The 25,741-nt window shown below is 64.0% G+C and carries 22 protein-coding genes and 2 pseudogenes; 14 read left to right on the top strand and 10 right to left on the bottom strand.

The window, feature by feature from the left end:
* Window positions 1–68: 68 nt before the first annotated feature.
* From recC to ACR80S_RS01145, 6 genes and pseudogenes are all read left to right on the top strand, one after another.
* Window positions 69–3,734 (top strand): exodeoxyribonuclease V subunit gamma, encoded by a 3,666-nt coding sequence (gene recC / locus ACR80S_RS01170; RefSeq protein ID WP_435402339.1) that lies wholly within the window; start codon window positions 69–71, stop codon window positions 3,732–3,734.
* Entirely contained in the window at window positions 3,731–7,855 is a 4,125-nt protein-coding gene (gene recB / locus ACR80S_RS01165; RefSeq protein WP_435402338.1) for an exodeoxyribonuclease V subunit beta, read from the top strand. The genes recC and recB overlap by 4 nt, the downstream gene beginning before the upstream one ends.
* Window positions 7,852–10,083 (top strand): exodeoxyribonuclease V subunit alpha, encoded by a 2,232-nt coding sequence (gene recD, locus ACR80S_RS01160; protein WP_435402337.1) that lies wholly within the window; start codon window positions 7,852–7,854, stop codon window positions 10,081–10,083. Before recB ends, recD begins: the two co-directional genes overlap by 4 nt.
* Window positions 10,080–10,391, top strand: a complete 312-nt coding sequence (locus tag ACR80S_RS01155; RefSeq protein WP_435400587.1) for a BrnT family toxin — start codon at window positions 10,080–10,082, stop codon at window positions 10,389–10,391. The genes recD and ACR80S_RS01155 overlap by 4 nt, the downstream gene beginning before the upstream one ends.
* A complete protein-coding gene (locus tag ACR80S_RS01150; protein ID WP_435400588.1) occupies window positions 10,366–10,653 on the top strand; it encodes a BrnA antitoxin family protein in 288 nt (95 codons plus the stop codon). Before ACR80S_RS01155 ends, ACR80S_RS01150 begins: the two co-directional genes overlap by 26 nt.
* Before the next feature lie 128 nt (window positions 10,654–10,781).
* Window positions 10,782–11,051, top strand: a pseudogene (locus tag ACR80S_RS01145) (transposase); the annotation flags it as partial.
* 4 nt (window positions 11,052–11,055) lie between these two features.
* Here the strand turns inward: ACR80S_RS01145 and ACR80S_RS01140 are convergent.
* A complete protein-coding gene (locus ACR80S_RS01140) occupies window positions 11,056–11,892 on the bottom strand; it encodes a hypothetical protein (RefSeq protein ID WP_435402336.1) in 837 nt (278 codons plus the stop codon).
* Between the two features lie 133 nt (window positions 11,893–12,025).
* Between ACR80S_RS01140 and ACR80S_RS01135 the strand changes: the two are divergent.
* Window positions 12,026–12,184: pseudogene (locus ACR80S_RS01135) on the top strand (IS5/IS1182 family transposase); the annotation flags it as partial.
* A gap of 214 nt (window positions 12,185–12,398) precedes the next feature.
* Here the strand turns inward: ACR80S_RS01135 and ACR80S_RS01130 are convergent.
* From ACR80S_RS01130 to ACR80S_RS01115, 4 genes are all read right to left on the bottom strand, one after another.
* Entirely contained in the window at window positions 12,399–12,899 is a 501-nt protein-coding gene (locus tag ACR80S_RS01130) for a hypothetical protein (protein ID WP_435402335.1), read from the bottom strand.
* An 89-nt stretch (window positions 12,900–12,988) separates the two neighbouring features.
* Window positions 12,989–13,342: a hypothetical protein gene (locus ACR80S_RS01125; RefSeq protein ID WP_435402334.1), complete on the bottom strand. Its 354-nt coding sequence runs from the start codon at window positions 13,340–13,342 to the stop codon at window positions 12,989–12,991.
* Window positions 13,343–13,424: 82 nt separating this feature from the next.
* Complete coding sequence (locus ACR80S_RS01120) at window positions 13,425–14,411, bottom strand: ATP-binding protein (protein WP_435402333.1); 987 nt, start codon at window positions 14,409–14,411, stop codon at window positions 13,425–13,427.
* A 235-nt stretch (window positions 14,412–14,646) separates the two neighbouring features.
* Entirely contained in the window at window positions 14,647–14,976 is a 330-nt protein-coding gene (locus tag ACR80S_RS01115) for a DUF427 domain-containing protein (protein WP_435402332.1), read from the bottom strand.
* Window positions 14,977–15,254: 278 nt separating this feature from the next.
* Here ACR80S_RS01115 and ACR80S_RS01110 point away from each other — a divergent pair, with 278 nt between their 5' ends.
* Window positions 15,255–15,392 (top strand): sll1863 family stress response protein, encoded by a 138-nt coding sequence (locus ACR80S_RS01110; protein WP_435400591.1) that lies wholly within the window; start codon window positions 15,255–15,257, stop codon window positions 15,390–15,392.
* A gap of 16 nt (window positions 15,393–15,408) precedes the next feature.
* On the opposite strand, the gene ACR80S_RS01105 is transcribed toward ACR80S_RS01110, so the two are convergent.
* Window positions 15,409–15,759 (bottom strand): hypothetical protein, encoded by a 351-nt coding sequence (locus ACR80S_RS01105; protein WP_435402331.1) that lies wholly within the window; start codon window positions 15,757–15,759, stop codon window positions 15,409–15,411.
* Window positions 15,750–16,895, bottom strand: a complete 1,146-nt coding sequence (locus tag ACR80S_RS01100) for a Fic family protein (protein WP_435402330.1) — start codon at window positions 16,893–16,895, stop codon at window positions 15,750–15,752. Before ACR80S_RS01100 ends, ACR80S_RS01105 begins: the two co-directional genes overlap by 10 nt.
* A gap of 178 nt (window positions 16,896–17,073) precedes the next feature.
* Here ACR80S_RS01100 and ACR80S_RS01095 point away from each other — a divergent pair, with 178 nt between their 5' ends.
* Entirely contained in the window at window positions 17,074–17,967 is an 894-nt protein-coding gene (locus ACR80S_RS01095; protein ID WP_435402329.1) for a dihydrodipicolinate synthase family protein, read from the top strand.
* A 122-nt stretch (window positions 17,968–18,089) separates the two neighbouring features.
* Here ACR80S_RS01095 and ACR80S_RS01090 read toward each other — a convergent pair whose 3' ends face one another.
* Window positions 18,090–20,090 carry an OmpA family protein gene (locus tag ACR80S_RS01090; RefSeq protein ID WP_435402328.1) on the bottom strand — a complete coding sequence of 667 codons (2,001 nt, stop codon included), beginning with the start codon at window positions 20,088–20,090 and terminating at the stop codon, window positions 18,090–18,092.
* Between the two features lie 518 nt (window positions 20,091–20,608).
* On the opposite strand from ACR80S_RS01090, the gene ACR80S_RS01085 reads away from it, so the two are divergent.
* The 5 genes from ACR80S_RS01085 (at window position 20,609) to ACR80S_RS01065 (ending at window position 24,274) form a co-directional block, all read left to right on the top strand.
* Entirely contained in the window at window positions 20,609–20,941 is a 333-nt protein-coding gene (locus tag ACR80S_RS01085) for an antibiotic biosynthesis monooxygenase family protein (RefSeq protein ID WP_435402563.1), read from the top strand.
* A gap of 330 nt (window positions 20,942–21,271) precedes the next feature.
* Complete coding sequence (locus ACR80S_RS01080) at window positions 21,272–21,829, top strand: LemA family protein (protein ID WP_435402327.1); 558 nt, start codon at window positions 21,272–21,274, stop codon at window positions 21,827–21,829.
* Entirely contained in the window at window positions 21,826–22,584 is a 759-nt protein-coding gene (locus ACR80S_RS01075) for a TPM domain-containing protein (protein WP_435402326.1), read from the top strand. The genes ACR80S_RS01080 and ACR80S_RS01075 overlap by 4 nt, the downstream gene beginning before the upstream one ends.
* 62 nt (window positions 22,585–22,646) lie before the next feature.
* Entirely contained in the window at window positions 22,647–23,264 is a 618-nt protein-coding gene (locus ACR80S_RS01070) for a TPM domain-containing protein (protein WP_435402325.1), read from the top strand.
* Between the two features lie 14 nt (window positions 23,265–23,278).
* The gene (locus ACR80S_RS01065; protein WP_435402324.1) at window positions 23,279–24,274 is read left to right on the top strand and encodes an ion transporter; all 996 of its coding nucleotides are present in this window, start codon (window positions 23,279–23,281) and stop codon (window positions 24,272–24,274) included.
* A gap of 67 nt (window positions 24,275–24,341) precedes the next feature.
* Here ACR80S_RS01065 and ACR80S_RS01060 read toward each other — a convergent pair whose 3' ends face one another.
* Together ACR80S_RS01060 and nfsA are read right to left on the bottom strand one after the other, a co-directional pair.
* Window positions 24,342–24,917, bottom strand: a complete 576-nt coding sequence (locus ACR80S_RS01060) for a nucleoside deaminase (protein ID WP_435402323.1) — start codon at window positions 24,915–24,917, stop codon at window positions 24,342–24,344.
* An 11-nt stretch (window positions 24,918–24,928) separates the two neighbouring features.
* Complete coding sequence (nfsA, locus tag ACR80S_RS01055; RefSeq protein ID WP_435402322.1) at window positions 24,929–25,660, bottom strand: oxygen-insensitive NADPH nitroreductase; 732 nt, start codon at window positions 25,658–25,660, stop codon at window positions 24,929–24,931.
* Window positions 25,661–25,741 lie beyond the last annotated feature (81 nt).

Below are 25,741 nucleotides of genomic sequence, written 5' to 3'. Positions count from 1 at the left end.
CTCGGCTCGCGTAAAACCGCATTTATGGCACCATGGCAGGCACCGGCACCCAGCGAAGGAACCGCGCCATGCCCGCCCTCGACGACTCCGCCCTGCAGCCCGGCTTCATGGTGACCCACGGCAATCGCCTGGAGGCGCTGCGCGGCCTTGCGGTGGAGTGGATGCGGCGCCACCCGTTGGGGCCGCTGGAGAACGAGACGATCCTGGTACAGAGCAACGGCATCAGCCAGTGGTTGAAGCTGGCCCTGGCCGAGGACGAGGTCAACGGCGGCGCCGGCATCGCCGCCGCCCTGGACGTGACCCTGCCGGCGCGCTTCCTGTGGCAGGCCTACCGGGCCGTGCTGGGGGAAGACGCGGTGCCGCCGGTCTCCCCCTTTGACAAGCCGCGGCTGCTCTGGCGGCTGATGCGCCTGCTGCCCGCCCTGCTGGACTCCCCCGTCTTCGCCCCCCTGGCGCGCTTCCTGGCCGAGGACGACGACCTGCGCAAGCGCCACCAACTGGCCGAGCGCCTGGCCGACCTCTTCGACCAGTACCAGGTCTACCGGGCCGACTGGCTGACCGCCTGGGCGGCGGGCGACGACGTGATCCTCACCGCTCGGGGCGAGACACGCCCGCTGGTCGAGGCGCAGCGCTGGCAGGCCGAGCTGTGGCGGGCGCTGCGTGATGACATTTCACACACCCAGGGCGAAGCGGGCCTCGCCTCCAGCCGCGCGACGGTGCACGAGCGCTTCCTCGATGCGTGCCAGGGGCTCGACTCAGCCCGCCCTCCACCTGGGCTGCCGCGCCGGGTCATCGTCTTCGGCCTCTCCTCGCTGCCCGCCCAGACCCTGGAGGCGCTCGCCGCCATGGCGCGGGTCAGCCAGGTGCTGCTCTGCGTGCACAACCCCTGCCGCCACTACTGGGCGGACATCATCGAGCACAAGGATCTGCTCCGCGCGGAACGCAAGCGCCAGCAGCGCCGCCCCGGCATGCCGGCGGAGCTCGCCGAGACCGAGCTGCACCTGCATGCCCAGCCGCTGCTGGCTGCCTGGGGCAAGCAGGGTCGCGACTACCTGCGCCTGCTGGACGAATTTGACGAGCAGCAGGCCTACCGCGGCCTCTTCGAGGGCGAGGCCCTGCGCATCGACCTCTTCGATTCGCCTCTCCACAACAACGCCGAGCCCAGCCTGCTGCGCCAGCTGCAGGACGACATCCTCGAGCTGCGCCCCCTCCGCGAGACCCGCGACACCTGGCCCGCCGTGGACCAGGCCCGCGACCGATCGCTGCGCTTCCAGGTCGCCCACAGCGCCCTGCGCGAGGTGGAGATCCTCCACGACCAGCTGCTGTCCGCCTTCAGCGAGAACCCGACCCTCAAGCCCCGCGACATCCTGGTGATGGTGCCGGATGTCGATCAGTACGCCGCCGCGGTACAGGCGGTGTTCGGCCGCCTCGACGCCGACGACCCACGCCATATCCCCTTCACCCTCTCCGACCAGGCCAGCCGCCACCGCCTGCCGCTGCTGATCGCACTCGAACAGCTGCTGCGACTGCCGGAGCTGCGCCTCTCGGTGAGCGACCTGCTCGACCTGCTGGAGGTGCCGGCGGTGCGTGCGCGCTTCGGCATCCATGAGGCCGGCCTGCCCACCCTGCGCCGCTGGATCGAGGGCGCCGGCATCCGTTGGGGGCTCGACGCCCGCCAGCGCCAGAGCCTCGACCTGCCAGGTGGCATGGCCGCCAACACCTGGGCCTTCGGCCTGCGCCGGCTGCTGCTGGGCTATGCGGTGGGCAACGCCGCCGACGGGCCCTGGCAGGGGGTGGAGCCCTTTGATGACATCGGCGGGCTGGAGGCGGCGCTGGCCGGCCCGTTGGTCACGCTGATCGACACCCTGGAAGGCCAGTGGCAGACACTTGCCGAACCCTGCGACGTGACCACCTGGGGCGAGCGGCTGCGCGGCCTGCTGGAGGCCTGCTTTCTGGCGGATTCCGACCACGACCTGATGGCGCTGACCCGCCTGGAGCAGGCGCTGGACGCCTGGCAGGAGAGCGCCGAGGAGGCCGAGCTCAGCGAGCCCCTGCCGCTCTCGGTGGTGCGCGAGCACTGGCTCGCCCAGGTGGACGAGGCGAGCCTCTCCCAGCGCTTCCTGGCCGGGGCGGTGAACATCGCCACCCTGATGCCGATGCGCGCCATCCCCTTCCGCCACGTCTGCCTGCTGGGCATGAACGACGCCGACTACCCGCGCACCCAGCGCCCGCTGGACATCGACCTGATGGCCCAGGATTACCGCCCCGGCGACCGCTCCCGCCGCGAGGACGACCGCTACCTCTTCCTGGAGGCGCTGCTCTCCGCCCGCGACCGGCTGAGCATCAGCTGGGTGGGGCGCAGCATCATCGACAACAGCGAGCAGCCGCCCTCGGTGCTGCTCGGCCAGCTGCGCGACCACCTCGCCCGCGGTTGGACGCTGGCGGATGTCGAGGGCAAGAACGAAAGCGAGCAGGACGCAGGCAAGGCGCTGCTGGCCGCGCTGACCACCGAGCATCCGCTGCAGCCCTTCAGCATCGAGTATTTCCGGAAAGGTTCTTCGTTGACCACCTACGCTCACGAGTGGCGCGAGCTGCACCGCCCCGATACCGGGCCAGCGCCGGCCGCGGAGCCGGCGCTGGCTCCCTTCCGCCAGGACAGCCCGCTGACCCTGGTCCAGCTCGGCAACTTCCTCAAGGCGCCGGTGCAGGCCTTCACCAACACCCGGCTCAAGGTCTTTCTCGAAACGCAAGCCATGGAGCGGCTCGACCACGAGCCCTTCACCCTCGGCGGCCTCGACCACTGGCAGCTGCAGCACGCGCTGATCGAGGCGAGCCGCGAGGCGGTGGAGGCCGGCGAGCCCCATGAACCCACCATGCTGGCCACCCTGGAGCGCCTCGAGCGCCAGGGGCGCCTGGCCATGGGCGGCTTCGCCGAGCGCATGCGCGACAGCCTCGTCGAGCCCATGGAGACCCTCTTCGCCGACTACCGCCGGGTGCTCGACGAATGGCCCCACGCCATGGAGGAACCGCTCACCATCTCGCTGGAACTTCGAGAAGAGCTTCGAGAAGAGCTTCGAGGAGAACTTCAGGGAGAGCTCGGCGTTGGCCTGCAACTGGAGGACTGGCTGGGCGAGCTGCGCGTCAACGACGCCATGGAGCGCTGCCGGGTGCTGCTCACTACCAGCAGCCTGGTCAACAAGGGCAAGTACCACTGGAAGCACTGGCTCACTCCCTGGGTGGCCCACCTGGCTGGCCAGCTCGAGGGGCCCATGACCACCCGGCTGCTCTCCCGGGCCGGCGGCGGCACCCTCGCGCCAGTTCCCGCCGAGGAGGCCCGCGAGCACCTCGCCGTCATCGCCGCGGCCTGGCAGCGCGGCATGGCCACGCCGCTGCCCCTGGCCCGCGACACCGCCTTCGCCTGGCTGGAGAAGGGCGGCACGCCCCAGGCCATGGCCCGCTGCCTCGAAGGCAAGGCCACCGAGGAGGACGACAAGGCCTGGAAGGCCGCCAACACCGTTTTCTATGGCAGCGGTTTCAACAACGACCACGGCGAGCGCGGCCGTGACGCCTACCTGCTGCGCCAGTGGCCGGAGCTGGAGGCCATGCTTCGCTCATCGGAGGGCGGTGGCTTCGCCGAGCTGGCCGAACGCCTCTACGCCCCGCTATTACACGCGGTACGCAAGCCGAAGGAGAAGAACGCCAAGGGCAATGGCAGCAGGGGGGGCAAGGCATGAGCACGCAGGACCAGAAGACGCCCCCCACCCTGGATCCGATCCACCTGCCGCTTACCGGCAGCCGGCTGATCGAGGCCAGCGCCGGCACCGGTAAGACCTTCACCATCGCCCTGCTCTACGTGCGCCTGGTGCTGGGCCCGCGGAACGACACGGACGCCGAGAGCTTCCCCCGCGCCCTCACCCCGCCGGAGATCCTGGTGGTGACCTTCACCAACGCCGCCACCCGGGAGCTGCGCGACCGCATCCGCGCCCGGCTGGTGGAGGCCGCGGATGCGTTTCAGGAAGCGGCCAATGCGAAAGACGAAGCGCCGGAGGCAGACCGAAGAGGAGGTCCTATGCCAGGGGTGAGGAGCACTGCTCCGAACGGGCTGGCCATGGATGGCCAGCACCGGACCTGCGAGCGGAGCGGGACGCGAGAGCGAAGCAGGGCATCGGTAGCGCCCTGGGAGGGGTTCACAGCGCCTCCTCGTAGGTCTGCCGCCGGATCAGCTTCGTCGGGCAATGGACTGACGGGAGACCTCTTCGCCCAACCGGCAGCGGGCAATTCCTCCACTGAATCAGTTTCCAGTGATCCACTACTCGCCCTGCGAGACAGCTACCCCCGTGAGCGCTGGCCCGCCTGCGCCCGCCGCCTGCAGCTGGCCGCCGAGTGGATGGACGAGGCCGCGGTCTCCACCATCCACTCCTGGTGCCACCGCATGCTGCGCGAGCACGCCTTCGAGAGCGGCAGCCTCTTCTCGCTGGAGATGAACCTCGACCAGTCGGAACTCGAGCTGGAGGTCGCCCGGGACTACTGGCGCAGCTTCTACTACGCCCTGGACGCCGAGGCACTGGCGGTGGTCACCCGCTACTGGGAGACCCCCGACGCCCTGGCCGAGGACGTGCGCCGCCTGCAGGGCGACGCCGACCTGCTGCCCGACGCCCCGCCCCCCGCCGGCGCCCTGGCCGCCATGCAGGCCGATCACACCCGCATACTGGCTTCGCTCAAGGCGCCCTGGCCCGCCTGGCTCGACGATCTTTCGGAAGCGTTGGAGAACGGCGCCGCCGCCAAGGCCTTCGACCAGCGCAAGCTCAACAGCAAGAGTCGCGCGGACTGGCTGGCGAAGCTGCGCGACTGGGCCAACGACCCCGAGCTCGCCATCCCCGCGCTGACCGACACCGCCTGGCAGCGCCTGACCCCGGAGGGCATCGCCGAGATCTGGAAGCAGGGCGAGCCCCTGGACCATCCCGCGCTGCGCGCCCTGGCCGAGCTGCCGAGCCAACTCGATGCCCTGCCCGACGCCCACGCCGACCTGCTGGCCCACGCCGTGCGCTGGACGGCCGAGCGCCGTGAGCGCATGCAGCAGCGCCGCGCCGAGCTCGGCCCCGACGACCTGCTCGAACGCCTCGACCGTGCCTTCTCCGGCCCCTCCGGCGCGGCGCTGGCGGCACACGTGCGCCGTCAGTTCCCGGTGGCCCTGGTGGACGAGTTCCAGGACACCGACCCGGTTCAGTACCGGCTGTTTGACCACGTCTACCGGCTGGCCGAGGCCCCCGATCCCGACGCCCCCAGCGCCGTCCTGCTGATTGGCGACCCCAAGCAGGCGATCTACGCCTTCCGCGGTGCGGATATCCACACCTACCTGCAGGCGCGCCGCGACACCGCCGGGCGCCACGTCACCCTGGGCACCAACTTCCGCTCGTCCACCGCCATGGTGAAAGCGGTCAACCGGGTGTTCCGCTTCGCCGAATCCCACCCCGCCGGCCGCGGCGCCTTCCTGTTCCGCTCGCCCCAGGGCGACAACCCGGTGCCCTTCCTGCCGGTGGCCGCGAAAGGCCGCAAGGACTCCCTGACCTACGATGGCACGCCGCTGCCGGCCATGACGCTGTGGCATTTAAAAAGCGGGCATTTAACGAGCGGCGAGGCCGAGGGGCCAAGCGAAGAGCTCAGCAAGGGCGCCTACTTCAAGGAGATGGCCGCGCGCTGCGCCACCCGGATGGCCGAGCTGCTGCGCGAGGGCCAGCAGGGCCGCACCGGCTTCAGCGAGCCGGGCAAGCCCTTCCGTGCGCTCAAGCCCTCGGATCTCGCCGTGCTGGTCAACAACGCGGGCGAGGCCAAGGCGATACGCGGCGCGCTGCTCCAGCGCGGCATCAAGAGCGTCTATCTCTCCGACAAGGAGGGCGTCTTCGAGGCCCCGGCGGCCCTGGAGCTGGAGGTGTGGCTGGCCGCCTGCGCCGAGCCCGACAGCGAGCGGCGTCTCCACGCCGCCCTGGCAATGCCCAGCCTGGGAATGGGCCTCAATGATCTCGACGCCCTGCAGCACGACGAGCTGGCCTGGGAAGAACGCGTGCTGCAGTTCCGGGCCTACCACCGCCAGTGGCAGCGCCAGGGCGTGCTGCCCATGCTGCACCGGCTGCTGGCGGACTTCGCCGTGCCCACCCGGCTGCTGAAGAGCGCCAGCGGCGAGCGGCACCTGACCGACCTGCTGCACCTGGGCGAGCTGTTGCAGCAGGCCAGCGCCGAGCTCGACGGCGAGCACGCCCTGCTGCGCCACCTCAGCGAGGCTCGCACCCACCCGCCGGCGCAGGCCGACACCCACCGCCTGCGCCTGGAGAGCGACGCCGACCTGGTGCAGGTGATCACCATCCACAAGTCCAAGGGGCTTGAGTACCCGCTGGTCTTCCTGCCCTTCATCTGCGCCTTCCGCGAGAAGAAGGCCGGTGACCTGCCGCTCACCTGGCACGACGACCAGGGCCGGCGCCACCTCTCCCTGGCGCCCGACGAGACGGTGCTGGCCCGCGCCGACGACGAGCGCCTGGGGGAGGACCTGCGCAAGCTCTACGTGGCCCTGACCCGCGCCCGCCATGCCACCTGGCTGGGCATCGCCCCGCTCAAGGGGCTGGAACGCAGCGCCATCGGCCAAGTGCTCACCGCCGGCGCACCGCTCTCGTCAGACGGCCTGCTCGATGCCCTCTTCCCCCTCTCCCAGGGCGCCCCCGAGACGGAGCTGCACGTGGCACCGGCGCCCGAACCCGGCGACCTCATGGTGCCCGTGGGGACCAACGGCGAGGCCCTGCGCGAGGCGCTCACGCCGACCCGCCGCGCCCGGGAGCACTGGTGGATTTCCAGCTACTCGGCGCTGCGCCGGGGCGGCGAGAGAATTGGCGGCGAGAGAATTGGCGGCGAGAGAATTCGCGGCGAGAGAATTGGCGGCGAGAGAATTGGCGGCGAGCGCATCGGGGGTGTGGGGGACGAGCCCGAATCCGGGCTTTCGACAGAGCCCGAGACCGCTCTGGAGGCCACCGCCCGGGAGATGAGCGACGAGCCCCAGGACCCGGCACAGAACGCGCAGCCGACGAGTGACGCCTCGCTTCATCGTTTCCCCCGCGGCCCGGCGGCGGGCACCTTCCTGCACGGCCTGCTGGAGTGGGCCGGCCGGGAAGGCTTCGCCCGGCTGGCCGCCGACCCCGAGCGCCTGGACGACACCCTGGCGCGGCGCGCCAACCTGCGCGGCTGGCGAGAGCGCATCCCGGCGCTGCAGGCCTGGCTGCGCGGGCTGCTGACCAGCGACCTGCCGGTGCCGAACGCCCCAGAGGGGGAGGCTTCGCCGCTGCGCCTGGAGCGGTTGGAGAGCGCTCACTATCAGGTGGAGCTGGAGTTCTGGTTCGCCGCCCACAAGGTCGACACCGCCCGCCTGGACGCCCTCGTGAGCGCTCACACACTGGGTGGTGCCGCCCGGCCGGCGCTGGAACCCGACCGTCTCAACGGCATGCTCAAGGGCTTCATCGACCTGGTGGTGGAGCACGAGGGGCGCTTCTACGTGCTGGACTGGAAGTCCAACCACCTGGGCCGCGACGACGACGCCTACTCCGAGGCGGCCATGGCGGAGGCGGTGCGCGAGAAGCGCTACGACCTGCAGTACTGCCTCTACCTGCTGGCCCTGCACCGCCTGCTCCGCTCGCGGCTGCCGGACTACGACATCGACCGCCACCTGGGCGGGGCGCTCTATGTGTTCCTGCGCGGCCAGCACGCCCCCTCCCGCGGCGTGCACTGCGAGCGCCCATCCCGCGAGCTGATCGAGGCGCTGGACGCCCTGTTCCGCGCCCCCGAGACCGCCACCGCCATGGAGGCACAGCCATGAGTGACCCCTCACCCACCGCCGATGCCGCCACCGCCGACGCCCTGCGCGAGCCGCCGGCGCTGTTCGCCCTGCTCGACCGCTGGGTAACCCGCGGCTGGCTGCGCGCCCTGGACCGCGCCTTCGCCGCCTTCCTCGCCCGCGAGGTACCCGACGCCTCCGCCCCGCTGCTGCTGGCCGCGGCGCTGGCCAGCCACCAGCTCGGCCGCGGCCATGTCTGCCTGGACCTGGCACAGACCCTGGCCGAACCGGACCTGGCCCTCTCCCTGCCGCCGGAGGGCGACAGCCTGGAGGACCCGCCGCCTCGGCCCAGCCAGCTGCTCTGCGAGCTCAAGCTCCCCGACTGGCAGGAAGCGCTCACTCACCCGCTGATCATCGGCCACGGCCCCGGCAACACCCCGCTGGTCCTCGACGGCACCCGGCTCTACCTGCGCCGCTACTGGCACCACGAGCGCTCGATCCAGCACCACATCGCCGCCAGGCTTGGTGATGGCAGTGTCACCGACGGGAGCGACACCGCCACCCTGTCCACAGCCCTCAACGCCCTCTTCCCCACCAGCACCACCCTGGACTGGCAGAAGGCCGCCTGCGCCCTGGCCGCCCGCTCACCCTTCGCCGTGATCACCGGCGGCCCCGGCACCGGCAAGACCACCACCGTGGTCAAGCTGCTCGCCCTGCTGCAGACCCTGGCGCTGGGCGAAGGCCGCCGCGCGCTGCGCATCCGCCTGGCCGCCCCAACCGGCAAGGCCGCCGCACGCCTCAATGAATCCATCGCCGGGCAGGTAGCCGGATTAAGCCTCAGCGGTCTCTCGAACTTGTGGGAGCCCAATTCATTGGGCGAAAAAGCGGTAGACCACCTTCGCCGAGCAATTCCCACCGACGTCACCACCCTTCACCGCCTGCTGGGCTCGCGCCCCGACACCCGCCACTTCCGCCACAACGCCCGCAACCCCCTGCCGCTGGACGTGCTGGTGGTGGATGAGGCCTCCATGGTCGACGTGGAGATGATGGCCGCCCTGCTCGACGCCCTGCCGACCCGGGCCCGCCTCGTACTGCTGGGCGACAAGGACCAGCTCGCCTCGGTGGAAGCCGGCTCGGTGCTGGGCGACCTGTGCGACCGCGCGGAGGGCGGCCACTACACCCCGGCCACCGCCGATTGGCTCGCCGAGGCCACCGGCCAGGCGCTGCCGCCCGAGATGCTCGACCCCGAGGGCGCCCCGCTGGACCAGGCCATCGTCATGCTCAGGCACAGCCACCGCTTCGACGCCGAGAGCGGCATCGGCCAGCTGGCCAGCGCGGTGAACCATGAGGAACACGCGTCGGGCTGCAACGCCCCGGGCAGAGAGAAACGCGCCGCGATCCGCGGAGTTCTTGGCCACGGCTACGCCGACCTCTCCCATCTGAAACTCGACACCGACGGCGACCGCAACCTGGAACGCCTGGTGGTCTCGGGCCATGCCGAGGGCTTCCCCCAGGAAGGCGAGAACCGCGTGCTACGCGGCCAGCCGCTGTCGCCACCTGTGGGCTATCGCCACTATCTCGAGATCATGAAGACCGCCACGCCCAAAACTCGAGCAGACGGCGAGATCGACCGCGAGGCACTGGACGACTGGGCCCGCGCGGTGCTGACCGCCCACGGCCAGTTCCAGCTGCTGTGCGCCCTGCGCCGCGGCCCCTGGGGCGTGGAGGGGTTGAACGAGCGCATCCGCGCCGCGCTGGAGGAGCAAGGACTGATCGACACCGGCGACGGCCGCCGGCTCTGGTACCTCGGCCGGCCGGTGCTGGTGACCAGCAACGACTATGGCCTGGGGCTGATGAACGGCGATATCGGCATCACCCTGGCGCTGCCACAGCCTGGAGCCTCAGCCGAAGGCACCAACCGCGCACCGGCGCTGCGTGTCGCCTTCCCCGCCGGCGACGGCAGCGGCCACATCAAGTGGGTGCTGCCCAGCCGCCTGCAGGCAGTGGAGACGGTCTATGCGATGACGGTGCACAAATCCCAGGGCTCGGAGTTCACGCACACCGCCCTGCTGCTCCCCGACGCCCCCAACCCGATTCTCACGCGGGAACTGGTCTACACCGGCATCACCCGCGCCCGCCACTGGCTCACCCTGGTCGAAACCGGACGAGGACAGCTAATGGAAGCGGTGGAGAGACGAGTGATGCGGGTGAGTGGGTTGGGAGCCACCTTCCTTGACGCTTTTGTATATGATGGTAATATACATCCATGATCAATTGGGCACGAGTCATCGGCTTTGACTGGGACGAGGGCAACTCCCGAAAGAGCAAGGAGAAGCACAGTGTCAGCCAGTCTGAAGCGGAATCGATCTTCTTCAATGAACCGATTTTGGTTCTAGAAGATGCGAAGCACAGCCAGTCAGAAGCCCGGTTTCATGCCCTTAGTGAAACGGACGACGCGCAACCGTTGCACATCACGTTCACGTTGAGGGAGGACGGCACGCTGATCCGGGTGATTTTCGCTCGCGTCATGCACCGCAAGGAGAGGGCTATTTATGAGCAAGCAAAAAAAGATTCCTGAGTTCAAGAGGGAAGCAGAAGAACGAGAGTTCTGGGAAGCCCACGACTCATCTACCTATGTAGACTGGAGCCAGGCACAACCCGCCTCTTTTTCGAAACTGAAGCCTTCGACAAAAACCATCTCTCTTCGACTGCCTGAAACACTCCTTGACCGTATCAAGATCGAAGCCAACAAGCGCGACATGCCATACCAATCGCTAATAAAAGCCTGGCTCGCGGATGATGTCGATGACAGCCGCCGAACTAGGGTAACCCAAGGTTAAAATCCCGCAACTCAATTTCTGTACCGCCGACACCCGTCAGGAAAAGGGGTCGGCTTTCGGCCAGAAGCGGTCCTTCAACACATGCTGATATTATGCAGCAAGAAAGTGGCTGTCCTTTTCTGTTCGTTACCTTCGCGATAGTGGTGCTGGATAACGCCAGCATGCACCGGTCGGCGACCTTCCAGCGCAAGCGGCTCGACTGGATGGACCAGCGGGTGCACGTAGTCCATCTGTCGGCCTACTCACCGAAGTTGAACCTGGTCGAGATCCTCTGGCGTCAAGTCAAGTATGTCTGGTTGCCGCTGACGGCCTACGAAAGCTTTGCCACCTTGACCAGCGAGGTGGAACGGATCCTGTCAAACTACGGCGGCAAGGAATATGCGATTACTTTTGCATAGGTACTTAAAGCTTTTTTAAGCCCTTGATCAAGCCCGATAACCGTTTCTGCTCTTCAGCCTCAACGCAGAGATTTTTATACTTCACAAAGTAACTTTTGGCTTCATTTGCCCCCCATTCTTTTAAGAAATCCTGGTAAGCGGACAGCAGGGCGCCCATTGGTATACCAGTGAAAGATGCGGCTATTGTTTCCTGTGGCGGTCTTCTATCAATGAAATGATCATGCCTTAGCCTGCGAAGCTGAAAGTCACATTTACCCAATATGTATCGCAAATCAAGCTCAGCCTCTTTCATTTTGTAAGTCATGGCTGCACCAGTGCTCGCCATTGCTAAGCATGCTTGATCTAGTTTCTCTTTGCAGTCACTTATAGCCTGTATAGCTTCATCCAAATCTCTTCCAGACTCATTAATTAAATAATTCGTTATTCTTTTATTTTCTTTTTCATTTTGTTCTTTCAGAAAGTTAATGATTTCATCTTCTTCAGTCAACTCCCGCTCCTGCCTCAGTGCAATGACGGCGCCTGACATTATTTCTTCTACTTCCTTTTGGTCTGGGCTGATTGGACGGTTACTTCTTTTCTCTGCTGAACCAACTTTCTCAAAGAAATCTTTAGAAGACTTTAGAACACTTGACACCGGAGGACTTGTGTTAGTTGCTATTATTTTTCTTGTTTTTTTCCATCTCCCACTAAGGATCCTGTTAATTATCAAGTAAACAATTATCAGCTGTATTGCCGTTGAGAAAAAAGTAAGGGCGACCGCATTTTCGTTAAAAAAATTAATTGCTGACAATAGGAAAAGTGCAGCAGGAGTTTCGTAGAAAGATGTGATCATATTATTCATTCAACCTTTGACGATTCGTGACTGCGTGCCCTTAACGAAGCGTTGCAATAATCCGCCACAGCTGCCTGGGCTCCGCCAGCGGGGTAAAATTAGGCCCTCTCGTCATTGTTTACAGAGCTATCCGTTGTAGCAAATATCGTTCGCTCAAGCAGATCAGAACAAGAAATATGTCACCCACCGCAAGCGGTTCCTGACTCAGATGGAGGCCTTGGTGCCTTGGCAGCGGCTGATCGAGGAATTGTACCCGTCTTACTTCCCGAACTCGGCGGGCAAGCGCTTCCGGTCCTCAGTGCATAGCATAGCGTGCGGTACGTTTTATACCGCCTCGATTGTTAGCTGCCAACTACTATTATTAGCGTAGACTAAAGATCGCCTTTCGGCCAGAAGCGGCCTTTAATCGAAAGCTCATATAACGCTTCTGTTCAGCGACGATCTTTTTGCAGCGAAGTGGATATAAGTGTGTCCGATAAAGAGCTGTTAGGCCCGGAACGAACTGCATTTATTGGTTATGCTATGGGCTTGATGTGAGCCCCACGAATGCGCGTGCGTATTCCTTTTTGATGGTCAATGCAGTACTGATGAGCGCACTTCACGAGCTCTCTCAGCTTATCAATATTATTCTCATTGATCATGACTACATGCCAATCAAAAACGTAGTTGTTGACCCCGCTGGCATTGATGAAGATGTTTGGTTTTAGCTTCTCGAGGTCAATATGTGCTACCAGAGCATTCCTGCCATCACCGACCAAAGTGTCATGTAGTTCTCTGTGCTCCCCACCCAAGTTCCTGAGCCATCTGCCGGATATCCTTCCTACTCCATGCTTATTGTTAGTGAAAGAACGAGCATAGGTGATTGCAAAACTTTTGGAAAGTGCTCTTTCAAACGCAAATCCTGATACCTCCGGAGCATTTCTGCCGCGTTCAAGTAAATCCAGATACTCAAGACACTCCTGAAAACTCAACTTAGCTAATTCGTATTTCGCGTATTCAATCTCAATTGGAGTCATAATCTTTTCCTAACGAGATACACACATAACACCAATGGTAACGCGCGCCAAAGGAGGGCAGCGTATTTGGCATCGCGTTGACCACTTAGTTAAACCTTCTCGCGACCATCGCCGGGCAAAACAACTGGGACACTGAATTTGATCCGCGAATGGCTAGAGGTCTCCCCGTGTGAAGCTCCTTGGGAGCCCGCACCAAAAGAACCTAGAAAGACCCCAATAGAACCTTTCGCATCCTTTGAATCAGCCTGCGCTAGAACAACATCAAACTCCACCAAAGTAACCGTTCTGCCCTGCCCGTCGGTCAGGATCTTGTTGTCCCTAGTGTAACCGTAAACTTTATCCGAGCCAGCACTTGCTCCATATTCTGCCAAGCTATCGCGAGCATCCGCAACGCCAGCAGCAATTTCAGTGATTGCGTTTTTAACAAACTCTTGGACGTTCAAATGCGAGTTCCTCTTGATTTAACGATCGAGCTAAGCGGCGGCCCGTTAGGGACGTCCGCTTTACGCGAATTGTTAGCGCCTTTTACAAAATCCTCGACATGCCAGAGGCTTTCTTTTGTATTCCACTTTCCCTGGCCTCTTCCTCGCCCACCGAGATTATGTCACTCAATGTCCCACTAAACTGTTTCGGAGGGTTCAGCAATTGCATGCCGAAGTATGTCCCACAAAAGTTAAGCTTCTCTTCAACTATTTCACGGTTGTGACCAACAAGCCGGGAAGTACCACTACCAAGAACATACCAGCCAAAGTTAGTCGCTAGTTGGCTCAAAACATACAAACCAAAACCAGAGTTGTCATATATATTTTCACTTTCAGATACATTCGACGTCCGAGACACTCCTGGCTTAATGGCCATATTAAGCGCCTCCATATCATTTTCAAGTTCAAATGAATTTCTTAAGGATTCGGCGATACCTATACCCTCATCTACGACAGCAATTTCTACCTTCCCATTATACCAGCGCTGACCACAGACATAGCATTCGGTTGCACCCGAGTGCTCGAAAACATTCCTTATTATTTCTCGCAACGCATAGTTATACAATCTGTTTTCTTGCGTATCTTCCACTGTACCTGAAACGACACGAGCAAGGCGCCGAGCTGCAGACCTGATTTTTTCGTACCACTCACGAACATCTTCAATATCAGAGTTGAAGTCAGGCTTTGATATTCGGGTTATAGGCAAATAAGCACCTGAGCCAGAGGCTGTGCCCACCGCATTTCCTTCTCCCATTAATATATAATCAAAGAATCCCAAATGAGATAAATATGAATGGACCGATTGGGAGCTGCGTACTCCCGCTTTTTTTGTGATGAGTGTGTTTTCGTGACGATGTCTTACCCATGTTCTTATCTTCGAACCTGCAACCAGCATGGCTGTCGGGAATGAATACCTCAGGGAAGAACAATCTAGCATCACCTCTCCAATGTCCAGATTAGAGTCTAGCTCCTCGAAAAAATCGTAAAGCGTGTCTCGATCAAATCGCGTAGGAAAGTAGATGGTGTGCATCGTGTTTAATCCATAGGGGCTAACAGGCATTGGACCGCGCGCTTGATATCCCACTTGAACGCGCACGCGCGTTCAATAATGTTATGCTGCGCGCTCGTCTATCTCCTATCTTAGTGAAAATTCAAGAAATTAAGTCTAGCTTGGCTAGCATAACACCAATCATCGCACATGCTGCATATCCTCGATGAGCATGCTTGCTGCCTTTGTCGCCATGGCTGCTTTGGGTCGATAGCCGTCATTCGCACTCCGCCTCATAAAACACCACTCTCTCCGCGATGTCCTTTAACTCCTCAAGCGGCCGCTCATAACTCCACGCCACATCCTTCCGCTCGCCAAAAGAGAAGTACGAAGCATCGCCCTTCAACGGGCAGTGGGTCACGGTCTCGGAGGGAGTCAGTAGTTCCATCCGCACGTCGTCACGGGGGATGTACTGGCGCGGCGGGTAGCCGCGTTCGCGGAGTTCGATGGCGCGGGTGGTGTCGGCAAGCAGGGTGCCATCAATGGCTACCTGCACACGGCGGGAATTTGGGTGCAGCTTGATGCGCGGCTCGGTGGCATCGTCCATGATCGTTCCCTGTATGGTTTTTCTAATATTTCCGACAGGGTAGCAGCCAGCAAGCGCGGCGGCGTTGGCACATTTCCTACATCGTTGGTCTAAGCCGGCAGGCGCAGCCGGCCTTTCGGTGCCGTAGTCCGGGGCAGCCTGCGCGCCGATCACAGGATCTCGCCTCGGCCTTACAACTGCCCCCACGGGATATGCCACCCTGACCGTGAAGCGCCCTGTCGCCGGCGACAGGCTATGGTCAAGGTTGCACACACTGTCATCAGGAAAGGAGTGCCCCCATGAGCAACAGGGAAGCTTACGAGCAGAAGCTGAAGGCCAAACTGGACGAGTGGCTGGCCGATATCGACAAGGTGCGGGCCAAGGCCAGAGGCGCCAAGGCCGATGCCCGCATCGAGAGGGAGAAGGAGGCCCAGTGACTCGAGGCGAAGCGACTCACCCGCGAAGCGCCATGACCCGCTCCAGCTCCTGCCGGTAGGCCGCCTCGTGCTGTGCCGGCTCGGCAGGAAAGCGGCCCAACTCCACCGCCAGCTCGAAGAAGCCCTGCCGGGGCAGGTCGCCGCGGCGGCTAACCACCAGGGAGGCGAGCATGGGGCGGCCGGCGGCGACGTCCTCGCGCATCATCGCTTCCAGGGCCTGGGCGACGCGCTGGATGGTGCGCGGCGGCGTGAGGCCCAGCGCCTCGGCGGCCTGCTTGTAGGTGATCGGCACGGCCGCGTCGGGCAGGCCTGACAGCAGCTCACGCAGGCGTGAAGACAGGTCGGAGTCGTGCATCGTCAGGGACATGAGGGGAAGGCTACCCGATAGCGGGTGCTTCGCCCTGCCCCCGGCAACCTCTCGAGGCAGCCCTTGGCCAGCAGGTCCGCCAGGTGGCGGGTCGCGGTGGCCTTGCTCACCTTGGCGACCTTCTGGTACTGGGTGGCACTGATGCCATCCTCGAAGCCCCGTTCGCCGCCGTCCAGCAGCCGGTTGAGCACCTTGATCTGGCCGGGCAGCAGTCCGGTATCACCGAAGCGCTGCCAGAAGCGTGTCTTGATCAGAATTCGGTCGAAATCAGCCAGGACACCCGCCAGGGTCTGCAACAGGGTGTCGAGAAACCAGGCCAGCCAGTCGGTGAGATCGGGTGTCCCGCGCTGGCTGGCTTCGAGCACACGATAGTAGTCCTCGCGCTCGATCAGTATCGCCGCCGACATGGCATAGAGGCGAATGCTCTGTCGATCAGCCTGGGCCAGAGCGCGATCAGTGATGGCACGGGCCAGGCGACCGTTGCCGTCCTCGAAGGGATGCAGCGTGACGAACCAGAAATGGGCGATGCCGGCGCGCAGCAAGGGATCCAGAGCGGTGTCGTGGCGGCTCTCTTCGAACCATGTCAGGAAGTTGACCATTTCGTCTTCCAGTATCCCGCGTGGCGGCGCCTCGAAGTGCACCTTGGGCTTGTCGATACGCCCCGAGACCACCTGCATCGGCTCCTCGCCTCGCCACTGGCCCACTCGCAGCTTGACCAGTGATGTCTCGGCATCGGGAAACAGCCAACGGTGCCACTGGAAGAGCCGCTCGCGAGTCAGCACCGTGTCGGAAAAGCCGATGGCATCCATCATCATCTCGGCCAGCCCTTCCGAACGCGGCGATACGGCGCTTTCGTTGTCGTTCACGCCCAGCCGCCAGGCCAGCGAGGAGCGGACCGACGCCGCATTGAGCCGCTCCCCTTCGATGGCTGAGGAGGTGATGATGTTCTGCAGCAGGGTATCCAGCAGCACTGCCGGATCATTGCCAGTGGAAAGCGAGCCCACTCTTCCCAACAAGATACCGAGAGTGCGCCATAACTCCTGGAGGCGAGGCTGTATCTCGGCGGCTTGCCAGTGAAAGTTGGGCCAGTCAGGCTGTTGCCAGATCCAGGTCGGCCTCGTGGAGGTCACATTCATCGGCGGCACCTGAAAGATACGATGAGCCAAACAGGAGGTTTATTCGGCTCACTTGTTAAGCCGAATTGTCAGCCGATACGGCTCATGAGTCAATCGAAGGGGGCACTATGCAAAGTCTCCGCCGTGGCATACTCCCGAGCAAGCCCACCGCCAGGATAGTGAACAAGGAGATTCCGCCATGCTGACCGGTCTCAGTGCCTTTCCCCTAACGCCCATGAATGAGCAGGCCATCGACGAGGCGGCGTTCATAGGGCTGGTCGAACGGCTGGCCGCGGCGGGGGTCGACTCCGTGGGCGTGCTCGGCTCGACGGGGAATTACGCCTATCTCACACGTGTCGAACGCGCCCGCATTGCGCGGTTCGCCGTGGCGCATGCTGGCGACGTGCCGGTGATCATCGGTATCAGCGCCCTGCGTACCCGCGACGTGCTGGCCCTGGCCGAGGACGCCGAAGCGGCCGGGGCGAGCGCGGTTCTGCTGGCGCCGATGTCGTATCAGCCGCTGTCCGACGAGGAGGTCTTCGGGCTCTATAAGGCCGTGACCGCTCGCCTCTCCGTGCCGCTGTGCGTCTACGACAATCCCGGCACCACGCGCTTCCAGTTCAGCGACGAACTGCATGGGCGAATTGCCCAGCTGCCCAGGGTAGCCTCCATCAAGATCCCCGGGGTGCCCGCCGAGCCGGCAGTCGCCCGGGAGCGGGTCGAGCGGCTGCGCGCCCTGATTCCGCCGGATGTGACGATCGGCGTCAGCGGCGATGCCATGGCCGCCATGGGGCTGAATGCCGGCTGCGACGTCTGGTACTCGGTGATCGGCGGCCTGTTTCCCGAGACTGCCCTGGCGATTTGCCGCGCAGCCCAGGCCGGCCAGGCGGACGAGGCCATGCGCCTGAGCCAGCGGCTTGAGCCGCTTTGGACCCTGTTCCGTCAGCACGGGGGCGGCCTGCGCGTAGTGGCCACGGCGTCGGAGCTGCTGGGGCTCGCCGAGCCGCCCAGCCTGCCGCTGCCCCTGAAAGTGCTTGAGGGGCAACCCCGACAGGCGCTCGGTTTACTGCTGGAGGAACTGGGACTTTCCTGATGGATCTGGCGGCCGACCTGGCCGTTGGCACCGATTGCCACGCGTCCCCGATGACCCCATCAAAAAGCCGACAGACGCAATGCTGTCGGCTTTTTTGATGCCTTGGCTTCAGGCCGGGCTTCTCAGAGGCTGACCTGCCCGGCATCGATCAACGGGGTGATTCGCCGCACGCTGGCGCGGCGATTTTCCTGGCTGGGTCCCTGGGTATCCACTTTCAGATAGCGCTCACCATAGCCCTGTACAATCAGGTTTTCCGGGGGAATGGCGAAGTATTCGGTCAGTGCCAGGGCGACGGCTTCTGCTCGCCGGTCGGAGAGTCCGAGGTTCATCAAGTCCGACCCGACGGCATCGGTATGGCCTTCGACCAGGAAGATCTCGTTCGGATGCTGCTCGATGATGTCGGCCATGGTGTTCCCGATCAGACCCAGCGCGTTGGCCTCCGAGGGCTGGATGGCCGATGAGCCGCTGGCAAACTGGATAACGTCGAGATCGATACGCGGCATCATGTCCCGGAGCCGGGAGCTTTCGCGTACCTGGCGAAGCGAGAAGACGCGATCGAACTCCTCTACTGGTGGTGCCAGCAGGGCCTCGCGCAGGATGTCCTGGTCGGCCCGGCGGTAATCGACCACGTAGCGTTCCTCCGGCAGGTCGTAGCGCAGGGGCGGCAGGGATTCCTCGATGTCAATGGATGACATCCAGCTATCGGCCTTGCTTGTTTCGTCGATAAGCACGATGGCGGTGTCATCGGGGAGATAGCGAGTGCGCTTGAGGACGAAGCCACCGGAATCACGAACGGTCACGATCCGGCTGCCATCCTCGCGGGTGACGGTGGAACGGGTGATGCCATCGGCAAAGGATTCGGTCGTCTCGGTGACCCCGGGGCGGCGAAGCAGGAGGTTCTCATCCTTGCGCACATGCAGCTCGCCGTCGCGCTCGACGATCATGCGGTCGCCTTGATTCTCGACGACCCGTCCACCGAGTTGGGGAATCAAGGCGCCGACGACGGCACCCGCCGCCGCGGCGCCCAGGTATTTCCATATCTGGTTGTCGTCATCATCGGCGTCTGACGCCGTCACGGCCTGGGCTTCCTCGTCGCTGGAACGCGTGGTCTCCGGGGTCACAACCGTTTCGGAGGTCGCACTGGCTTCCTGGGTGTCGAGGGCGGCGACGGCAGCCAGGGCGTCGGCCTCGGCCTTGGCCAGGGCCTCTGCGTCGGCCTTGTCGCTGGCTTCCTGCTCGGCGAGAGCATCTGCCTCGGCCTTCTCGATGGCTTCCCGCTCGGCGGCGGTGCTGGCCGCAGCCCGGTCGCTGGCTTCCTGCTCGGCCAGGGCCTCTGCGGCGGCTTGCTCGATAGCCTCTCGCTCGGCCAGGGCGTCGGCTTCGGCTTGCTCGATGGCCTCCTGCTCGGCGAGGGCGGCGTCTGCCTCGGCTTGCTCGATGGCTTCCTGCTCGGCCAGGGCGGCGGCGTCCTCCTCGGCCTGAACGGCAGCGTCCTGCTCGGCCTGGGCAGCGGCGTCTTCCTCGGCCTGGGCGGCAGCGTCCTCCTCGGCCTGGGCGGCGGCGTCTTCCTCGGCCTGGGCGGCAGCGTCCTGCTCGGCCTGAGCGGCAACGTCCTGCTCGGCCTGAACGGCAGCCTCCTGCTCGGCTTGGGCGGCGTCCTCCTCAGCCTGGGCGTCTGCCTCAGCCTGGGCGTCTGCCTCAGCCTGGGCGTCTGCCTCAGCCTGGGCGTCTGCCTCGGCCTGAACGGCAGCGTCCTGCTCGGCCTGGGCAGCGGCGTCTTCCTCGGCCTGGGCGGCAGCGTCCTCCTCGGCCTGGGCGGCGGCGTCCTGCTCGGCCTGGGCGGCGGCGTCCTCCTCGGCCTGGGCAGCGGCGTCCTCCTCGGCCTGGGCGGCGGCGTCCTCCTCGGCCTGGGCGGCGGCGTCCTGCTCGGCCTGGGCGGCGGCTTCTTGCTCGGCCAGCAGCTCTTCCTCTGTCTGCTCTGTAGATTCAGTCACTTGAGCGAGGGTGATGATCTCAGCATCAGAAGCCGACGAGAAGGTTGTCTGGGCGAAGCCCGGGCTCATCAATGACAGCGAGGCCAGAATCACCACGGGTTTCCTGAAAAGGCGCATGCGATGTTTCATATCGGTTCTCCTGAACCATGACTGCCCGGGCATGATGACGGTTGTCTGATGACAAGGGTACCAGCACAGTTTTCTTCACGATGTGGGGGCTCAAGGAACTCCCGGTGGCCCAGCCTGCGCCAGGGGTAATGGAGTATGTCTCTGGCCATTCAGGGGGGAGCGGCCCTTGTTGAACAACGTTTTTTTGTTGGAAGGTCGAGATGGCGAGCCGATAGTGGGCGCTTCGCCTTTTTGTCAGGTGTATTCACTATAGGTAACAACACTCCGACCACCAGCATGACAGGACACAAATAGGCGCCTGATTCTTACGCGTTGCTTTCCCCGGGGGGGCAGGTCGGCATCACATGCACAAGCCCTCAACTCTGACGCCGTCACAGGGGCAGATGCAGAATGAGGGGAAGAGGCAGAATGGCGTCGAGCAGAGCGCTCGCTCCACCTTGGCATTCCTTGCCTCTCCCGGGGCAAGGTGTCATCGTCAGCCGGAATCGAACATCCACCTGGCCATCGGAGAGTCCGCCTTGTTCATCGCCATGAACCGTTTCCGAGTCAATCCCGAACGCGTGGAAGAATTCGAGCAGATCTGGCTGGAGCGGGAGACGCACCTGCAGGGTCTACCCGGTTTCGTCGAGTTCCATATGCTGCGTGGCCCCGAGAAGGATGATCATGTGCTCTACGCCTCCCATACCACCTGGCGCTCGCGGGAGGACTTCGAGGCCTGGACCCACTCCGAGGCGTTTCGCGCGGCGCACGCCAATGCCGGCCAGAGCCGCCGCGAGGGGCTCTACCTGGGCCCGCCGTCATTCGAGGGATTCGAGGCCATCCAGACGATCAAGAATGAGAGCGACGCCTAAGCCGGGCATGCCTCCATCGGCGGCGAGAAGGGGGCAAGGGGACAACATAAAGCCTTCGCCTGTCCGGTACGCCCCTGGCCGACAACGACCTGCATATTTGGTGGTGAGGCTGCGGATTGAAGAGCGGCGTACCTTGTCTAAGTTGCCAGAGACGGCGGCACGGGCCGTCCTATTTGCCGCCGTGCGGAGTATTGGCCTCGCTCCTTCACTTCAACCTAGCTATACCTTTGACATCATTGAGCCGCAATGACAGGGAAGACTGACCCCATGCTGACGAGACACACCACACTTTCCCACCCTGGCGTTTGGCGGTTAGCCCTTGTGCTGATCATGGCGATGCTGATGACGGGTTGCGGCGTCAACAACATCCCAACCTATGATGAACAGGCGAAGTCAGCCTGGGCGCAGGTGGAAAACCAGTACCAGCGGCGCGCGGACCTGGTGCCCAACCTGGTCGAGACGGTCAGGGGATTTGCCCGGCAGGAGCAGGAGACCTTGACCGCCGTGGTCGAGGCGCGGGCCAAGGCCACGTCCATCCAGATCGACGCCGAGTCCCTGGACGACCCGGAAAAGATGCGCCAGTTCGAGCAGGCCCAGCAGCAACTCACCGGGGCATTGAGCCGCCTGATGGCGGTATCCGAGCGCTATCCCGACCTGAAGTCCAACCAGAACTTCCTGACCCTGCAGTCGCAACTGGAGGGCACCGAAAACCGCATCGCCGTGGCGCGGCGCGACTTCATCACCTCGGTCGAGCGCTACAACACCGAGATCCGCACCTTCCCCGGCCGCCTGTGGCATAGCGTCCTCTACAGTGACATGCCCGTGCGCGAGACCTTCGAAGCCACGACCGAAAACGCAGACCAGGCCCCCCTGGTGGAGTTTGAATGATCGATCTCCTGCGCGTTCCACTGATGTCGTTGCTGCTGATGGCGGCCCTTGGTACTCAGGCACAGGCACTTGAAGCACAGCAACTCGCGTTCCCCGAACTGACCGGTCGCGTGGTGGACCAGGCCGACCTGTTGGATCAGGCCACCGAATCACGCCTCAGCGGCATGCTCGAGGCGCATGAAGACGCTACCACCGAGCAGGTCGTCGTGGTGACGGTGCCGGATCTACAGGGCAACGCCATCGAGGAGTATGGCTATCAGCTTGGGCGCCACTGGGGCATCGGCCAGGTAGAGGAGGACAACGGCGCCCTGCTGATCGTCGCGCCGAATGAGCGCAGGGTGCGTATCGAGGTCGGCTATGGCCTCGAGGGTCGACTGACTGACGCCCAGTCTTCGGTGATCATCAACCAGATCCTGACGCCGGCCTTCCGCGAGGACGACTATGCGCGCGGCATCACCGAGGGGGTGGAGGCGATGATCCGGGTGCTGGGCGGCGAGCCCATGGAGACCAGCCCTACCTCCAGGGCCCCTGCTAGCGAGCAGGGGCCTCAGGGACCGGCATCGATTCTCTTCTTCCTGATGTTCGTCGTCGTCATGACCCTGGTACGGGGAGGTCGCGGCGGCATGCTGGCCGGCATGTTGCTGGGTGGTGCTCTGGGTGGCAGGTCGCGCGGTGGCGGCGGCTTCGGCGGCGGGGGTGGTTTCGGCGGGGGTGGTGGCGGCTTCGGTGGCGGCGGCGCTTCCGGCGGCTGGTAATCCGGCCTTCCGGCCGCTGGCGATACCGACACGACAATCAGGATTCGGAGATCACGACCCACATGGCTTTATTGAGTGAAGACGAGCAACGCCAGGTAGCCGAGGCGATACATCGGGTCGAAAGCGATACCGATGCCGAGTTGGTCACCGTGCTGGCTCCGCGAGCGGACAACTATGCCTATATCCCGCTGCTCTGGGCCGGCCTCCTGGCCCTGGTGGTGCCCGGGGCGATCAATTACTTTCCCGGCTGGCTGACGGCCTACCAGCTGACGTTGGTGCAGTGGGCGACCTTCATCGTGCTGGGATTGGTGTTCCGCACCCCCCCCGTCACCACCCGACTGATCCCAAGGTCGGTTCGCCACTGGCGGGCGGCCAACCTCGCCCGGCGGCAGTTTCTGGAACAGGACCTGCACCATACCGAGGGGGGAACGGGGATGCTGATCTTCGTCTCCGAAGCCGAGCGCTATGTGGAAATCCTGGTCGACCGGGGCATCTCGGCGCGCATCAGCGACGAGACCTGGCATTCCATCGTGGCGGCGTTCACCCAGCGGGTGAAGGCCGGCGAGACCCTGCGGGGATTCCTGGAGTGCATCGAGGCCTGCGGCGTGCATCTCAAGGAGCAGGTGCCGGCCACCCACGAGCGCAACGAACTGCCCAATCACCTGGTCGTGCTGGATTGACCCGCTGGCGGCGGATGCCTGGCTCCCGGCCTGTCGGCCTGGCCCTGGAGCGCGCCCATCTGGCGTGGGACCTGCTCATTATCGTGCTGGTCATCGCCAACCTGACCCTGCTGCTGTTCGACAGTCTCTTCCTGCTGTCTCCGTTGAATGCCGCCTTCGAAAACGTGGCCCCCGGCCTTCACGCCGCCTACGACCAGCACATCCATTCCCGCTTCATCGCCATCGACCTGGTATTCGTGGCGATCTTCGTGCTCGACGTGCTGCTCGGCTGGGCGGTGGCCATCGCCGAGCGCCGCTACCACCGCTGGTTCTTCTATCCCTTCGTGCACTGGTACGACGTGCTCGGATGCATCCCGGTGGGCGGCTTCCGTCTGCTGCGCATCCTGCGCGCCGTCTCGCTGCTTCAGCGCCTGCACAGGCTGGGCCTGATCGATCTGCGCCGCTGGTACCTGTACGGCGTGGGCGCCAAGTACTACGACATCCTCCTGGAGGAGCTCACCGACCGCATCGCCATCCGCATGCTCGACAACATCCAGGCCCAGGTCCGCTCCAGCGATTCGCTCTCCACCCGAGTGGTGGATCAGGTGGTGCGACCCCGCCAGCAGGCGCTAATCCATGAGATCAGCCAGCGACTGGAGGCCATGGCCGGTACCGCCTACGCCCACAACCGCCACGACACCCTGCGCTACGTGCGCAGCCTGGTCGGCCGCACCCTTGCGGAGAGCCCGGAGATTCGCCGGATGGAGCGCCTGCCGCTGGGCAGCCAGCTGAGCCGGGGGCTCGAGGCCGCGCTCTCCGACCTGGCCTGCCGCCTGGTCAACGAGGCCCTCGAGGGGCTGCAGTCACCGGAGTTTTCCGCCCTGGTGGAGCACCTGGCCGAGAGCGGCTTCGATGCCTGGTTGAGCAGCGACCCCCATACCGAACAGGTCACCGAGCAGGTGCTGGTGGACGTGCTGGATCTGCTCAAGGAGCAGATCGCGGTCAAGCACTGGCGGCACAAGTACGATTGAGACCGCCGGCCCGCACCGACCCTGCGCTCATGGGGTGGGCGCCAGGCCGTCGCCTCCCAGGAAGATGTCATGGCTGGCGTGTGGCACCCCGCCCCTTCCAGTCTTCGAGGTCCAGTTCGGGGTTGCCGGCGCGGAAGCCGGCGTAGAGCGCGATTCCGCGGGGGTCCTCGAGGATCTCGACCTGGACGCCCTTGCTTTGCAGCAGGGCTTCGGTTCCCGAGGCGTTGGTGACATCGCCCACCACCACCCGCGAAAAACCACGCATGTGGAGCAGCGTCGCACAGATCTCGCAGGGGCTGAGGGAGGTAAAGAGCGTCGTCTGGCCGAAGTCGATGCGGCCGGCATCGCGAATGGCCGAGGTCTCGCCGTGGTTGTAGGGGTGGTTCTCCTGCACCAGGGTGTTGTGGCCCTTGCCGACGATCCGCCGCGTGGCGTTATCGACGATCACTGCGCCGATGGGGCATCCGCCCTCATCAAGGCTCTTCTGCGCCAGCAGCACTGCGATGCGCATCAGGTCGGCATCGCTCAGGCGCCGGGCGAAGGCATCTTCCATCATCACCGGCAGGCTGGCGGTGGGCATGTGGGCGATGGCGGTCAGCGCCGCTTCGCTCACGTGCGTGACGGCATTCAAAAGCGTGTCCATGGCACCCCCCCTCACTTCATCTCGAAACCGCGCTTGACCAGGAACTCGCGCATATGGGGGCGCAGCTTGGTATCGAACAGCGGGGTAAGGTTGTTCGACCAGTTGCTCGCCTTGTTGCCGCCCTTTCGCGTCTGATAGTAGGCATGCATGGTCGCGTCGAAGGCCTCCACCTCCTCACGGTCGTCGCGGTAGCTGTCCTCCTTGAGGATTGCCTCCACCGGCAGGCGCGGCTTCACGTCCGGCTGGTGGGCCGGGTAGCCGAGGCACATGCCGAAGACCGGGTAGACATGGTCCGGCAGGCCCAGCAGGTCACTGATCTGCTGGGGATTGTTGCGCACCCCGCCGATATAGCAGATGCCCAGCCCCTCGGATTCCGCGGCGATAGCCACGTTCTGGGCCATCAGGGCGGTGTCCACGCTGGCCACCAGCAGCTGCTCGGTCATGCCGCGGATCACCCGAGCCCCAGTGCGCTCGGCGGCCTCGGTGGGGCGTTTCATGTCGGCGCAGAACATCAGGAAGGCGCCGCAGGTGGCCACGTAGGACTGGCCGCCGGCGAGCTCGGCGATCTTCTCGCGGTTCTCCGGATTCTTCACATGGATGACGGTGTAGGCCTGCACGTGACTGGAGGTCGCCGCGCCCTGGCCGGCGCGGATCAGCTCCTCCAGCAGCTCCCGGGAGACGGGCTGGTCGGTGAACTTGCGGATGGAGCGATGGGACTTGAGCAGTTCGATGGTCGGGTTCATGGGGCCTCGCTGGCTTGGCGTCGGTGTCTTCCAGGCCGTGGCACGGTCTGCCACCGCCGGCATTCGTTAACCCGCTTATTG

It is taken from the genome of Halomonas salsilacus, from assembly GCF_051216275.1.
Classification (GTDB): domain Bacteria; phylum Pseudomonadota; class Gammaproteobacteria; order Pseudomonadales; family Halomonadaceae; genus Halomonas.
The sequence above is the reverse complement of the archived record's forward strand: the minus strand, read 5'-3'. Positions and strand labels throughout refer to the sequence as shown.

Excerpts from the sequence above, each read along its gene's own strand:
- recC (WP_435402339.1), top strand. The coding sequence starts at position 69 with ATGCCCGCCCTCGACGACTCCGCCCTGCAGCCCGGCTTCATGGTGACC.
- recB (WP_435402338.1), top strand. The coding sequence starts at position 3,731 with ATGAGCACGCAGGACCAGAAGACGCCCCCCACCCTGGATCCGATCCAC.
- recD (WP_435402337.1), top strand. The coding sequence starts at position 7,852 with ATGAGTGACCCCTCACCCACCGCCGATGCCGCCACCGCCGACGCCCTG.
- ACR80S_RS01155 (WP_435400587.1), top strand. The coding sequence starts at position 10,080 with ATGATCAATTGGGCACGAGTCATCGGCTTTGACTGGGACGAGGGCAAC.
- ACR80S_RS01150 (WP_435400588.1), top strand. The coding sequence starts at position 10,366 with ATGAGCAAGCAAAAAAAGATTCCTGAGTTCAAGAGGGAAGCAGAAGAA.
- ACR80S_RS01140 (WP_435402336.1), bottom strand. The coding sequence starts at position 11,892 with ATGAATAATATGATCACATCTTTCTACGAAACTCCTGCTGCACTTTTC.
- ACR80S_RS01130 (WP_435402335.1), bottom strand. The coding sequence starts at position 12,899 with ATGACTCCAATTGAGATTGAATACGCGAAATACGAATTAGCTAAGTTG.
- ACR80S_RS01120 (WP_435402333.1), bottom strand. The coding sequence starts at position 14,411 with ATGCACACCATCTACTTTCCTACGCGATTTGATCGAGACACGCTTTAC.
- ACR80S_RS01115 (WP_435402332.1), bottom strand. The coding sequence starts at position 14,976 with ATGGACGATGCCACCGAGCCGCGCATCAAGCTGCACCCAAATTCCCGC.
- ACR80S_RS01110 (WP_435400591.1), top strand. The coding sequence starts at position 15,255 with ATGAGCAACAGGGAAGCTTACGAGCAGAAGCTGAAGGCCAAACTGGAC.
- ACR80S_RS01105 (WP_435402331.1), bottom strand. The coding sequence starts at position 15,759 with ATGTCCCTGACGATGCACGACTCCGACCTGTCTTCACGCCTGCGTGAG.
- ACR80S_RS01100 (WP_435402330.1), bottom strand. The coding sequence starts at position 16,895 with ATGAATGTGACCTCCACGAGGCCGACCTGGATCTGGCAACAGCCTGAC.
- ACR80S_RS01095 (WP_435402329.1), top strand. The coding sequence starts at position 17,074 with ATGCTGACCGGTCTCAGTGCCTTTCCCCTAACGCCCATGAATGAGCAG.
- ACR80S_RS01090 (WP_435402328.1), bottom strand. The coding sequence starts at position 20,090 with ATGAAACATCGCATGCGCCTTTTCAGGAAACCCGTGGTGATTCTGGCC.
- ACR80S_RS01080 (WP_435402327.1), top strand. The coding sequence starts at position 21,272 with ATGGCGATGCTGATGACGGGTTGCGGCGTCAACAACATCCCAACCTAT.
- ACR80S_RS01075 (WP_435402326.1), top strand. The coding sequence starts at position 21,826 with ATGATCGATCTCCTGCGCGTTCCACTGATGTCGTTGCTGCTGATGGCG.
- ACR80S_RS01070 (WP_435402325.1), top strand. The coding sequence starts at position 22,647 with ATGGCTTTATTGAGTGAAGACGAGCAACGCCAGGTAGCCGAGGCGATA.
- ACR80S_RS01065 (WP_435402324.1), top strand. The coding sequence starts at position 23,279 with ATGCCTGGCTCCCGGCCTGTCGGCCTGGCCCTGGAGCGCGCCCATCTG.
- ACR80S_RS01060 (WP_435402323.1), bottom strand. The coding sequence starts at position 24,917 with ATGGACACGCTTTTGAATGCCGTCACGCACGTGAGCGAAGCGGCGCTG.
- nfsA (WP_435402322.1), bottom strand. The coding sequence starts at position 25,660 with ATGAACCCGACCATCGAACTGCTCAAGTCCCATCGCTCCATCCGCAAG.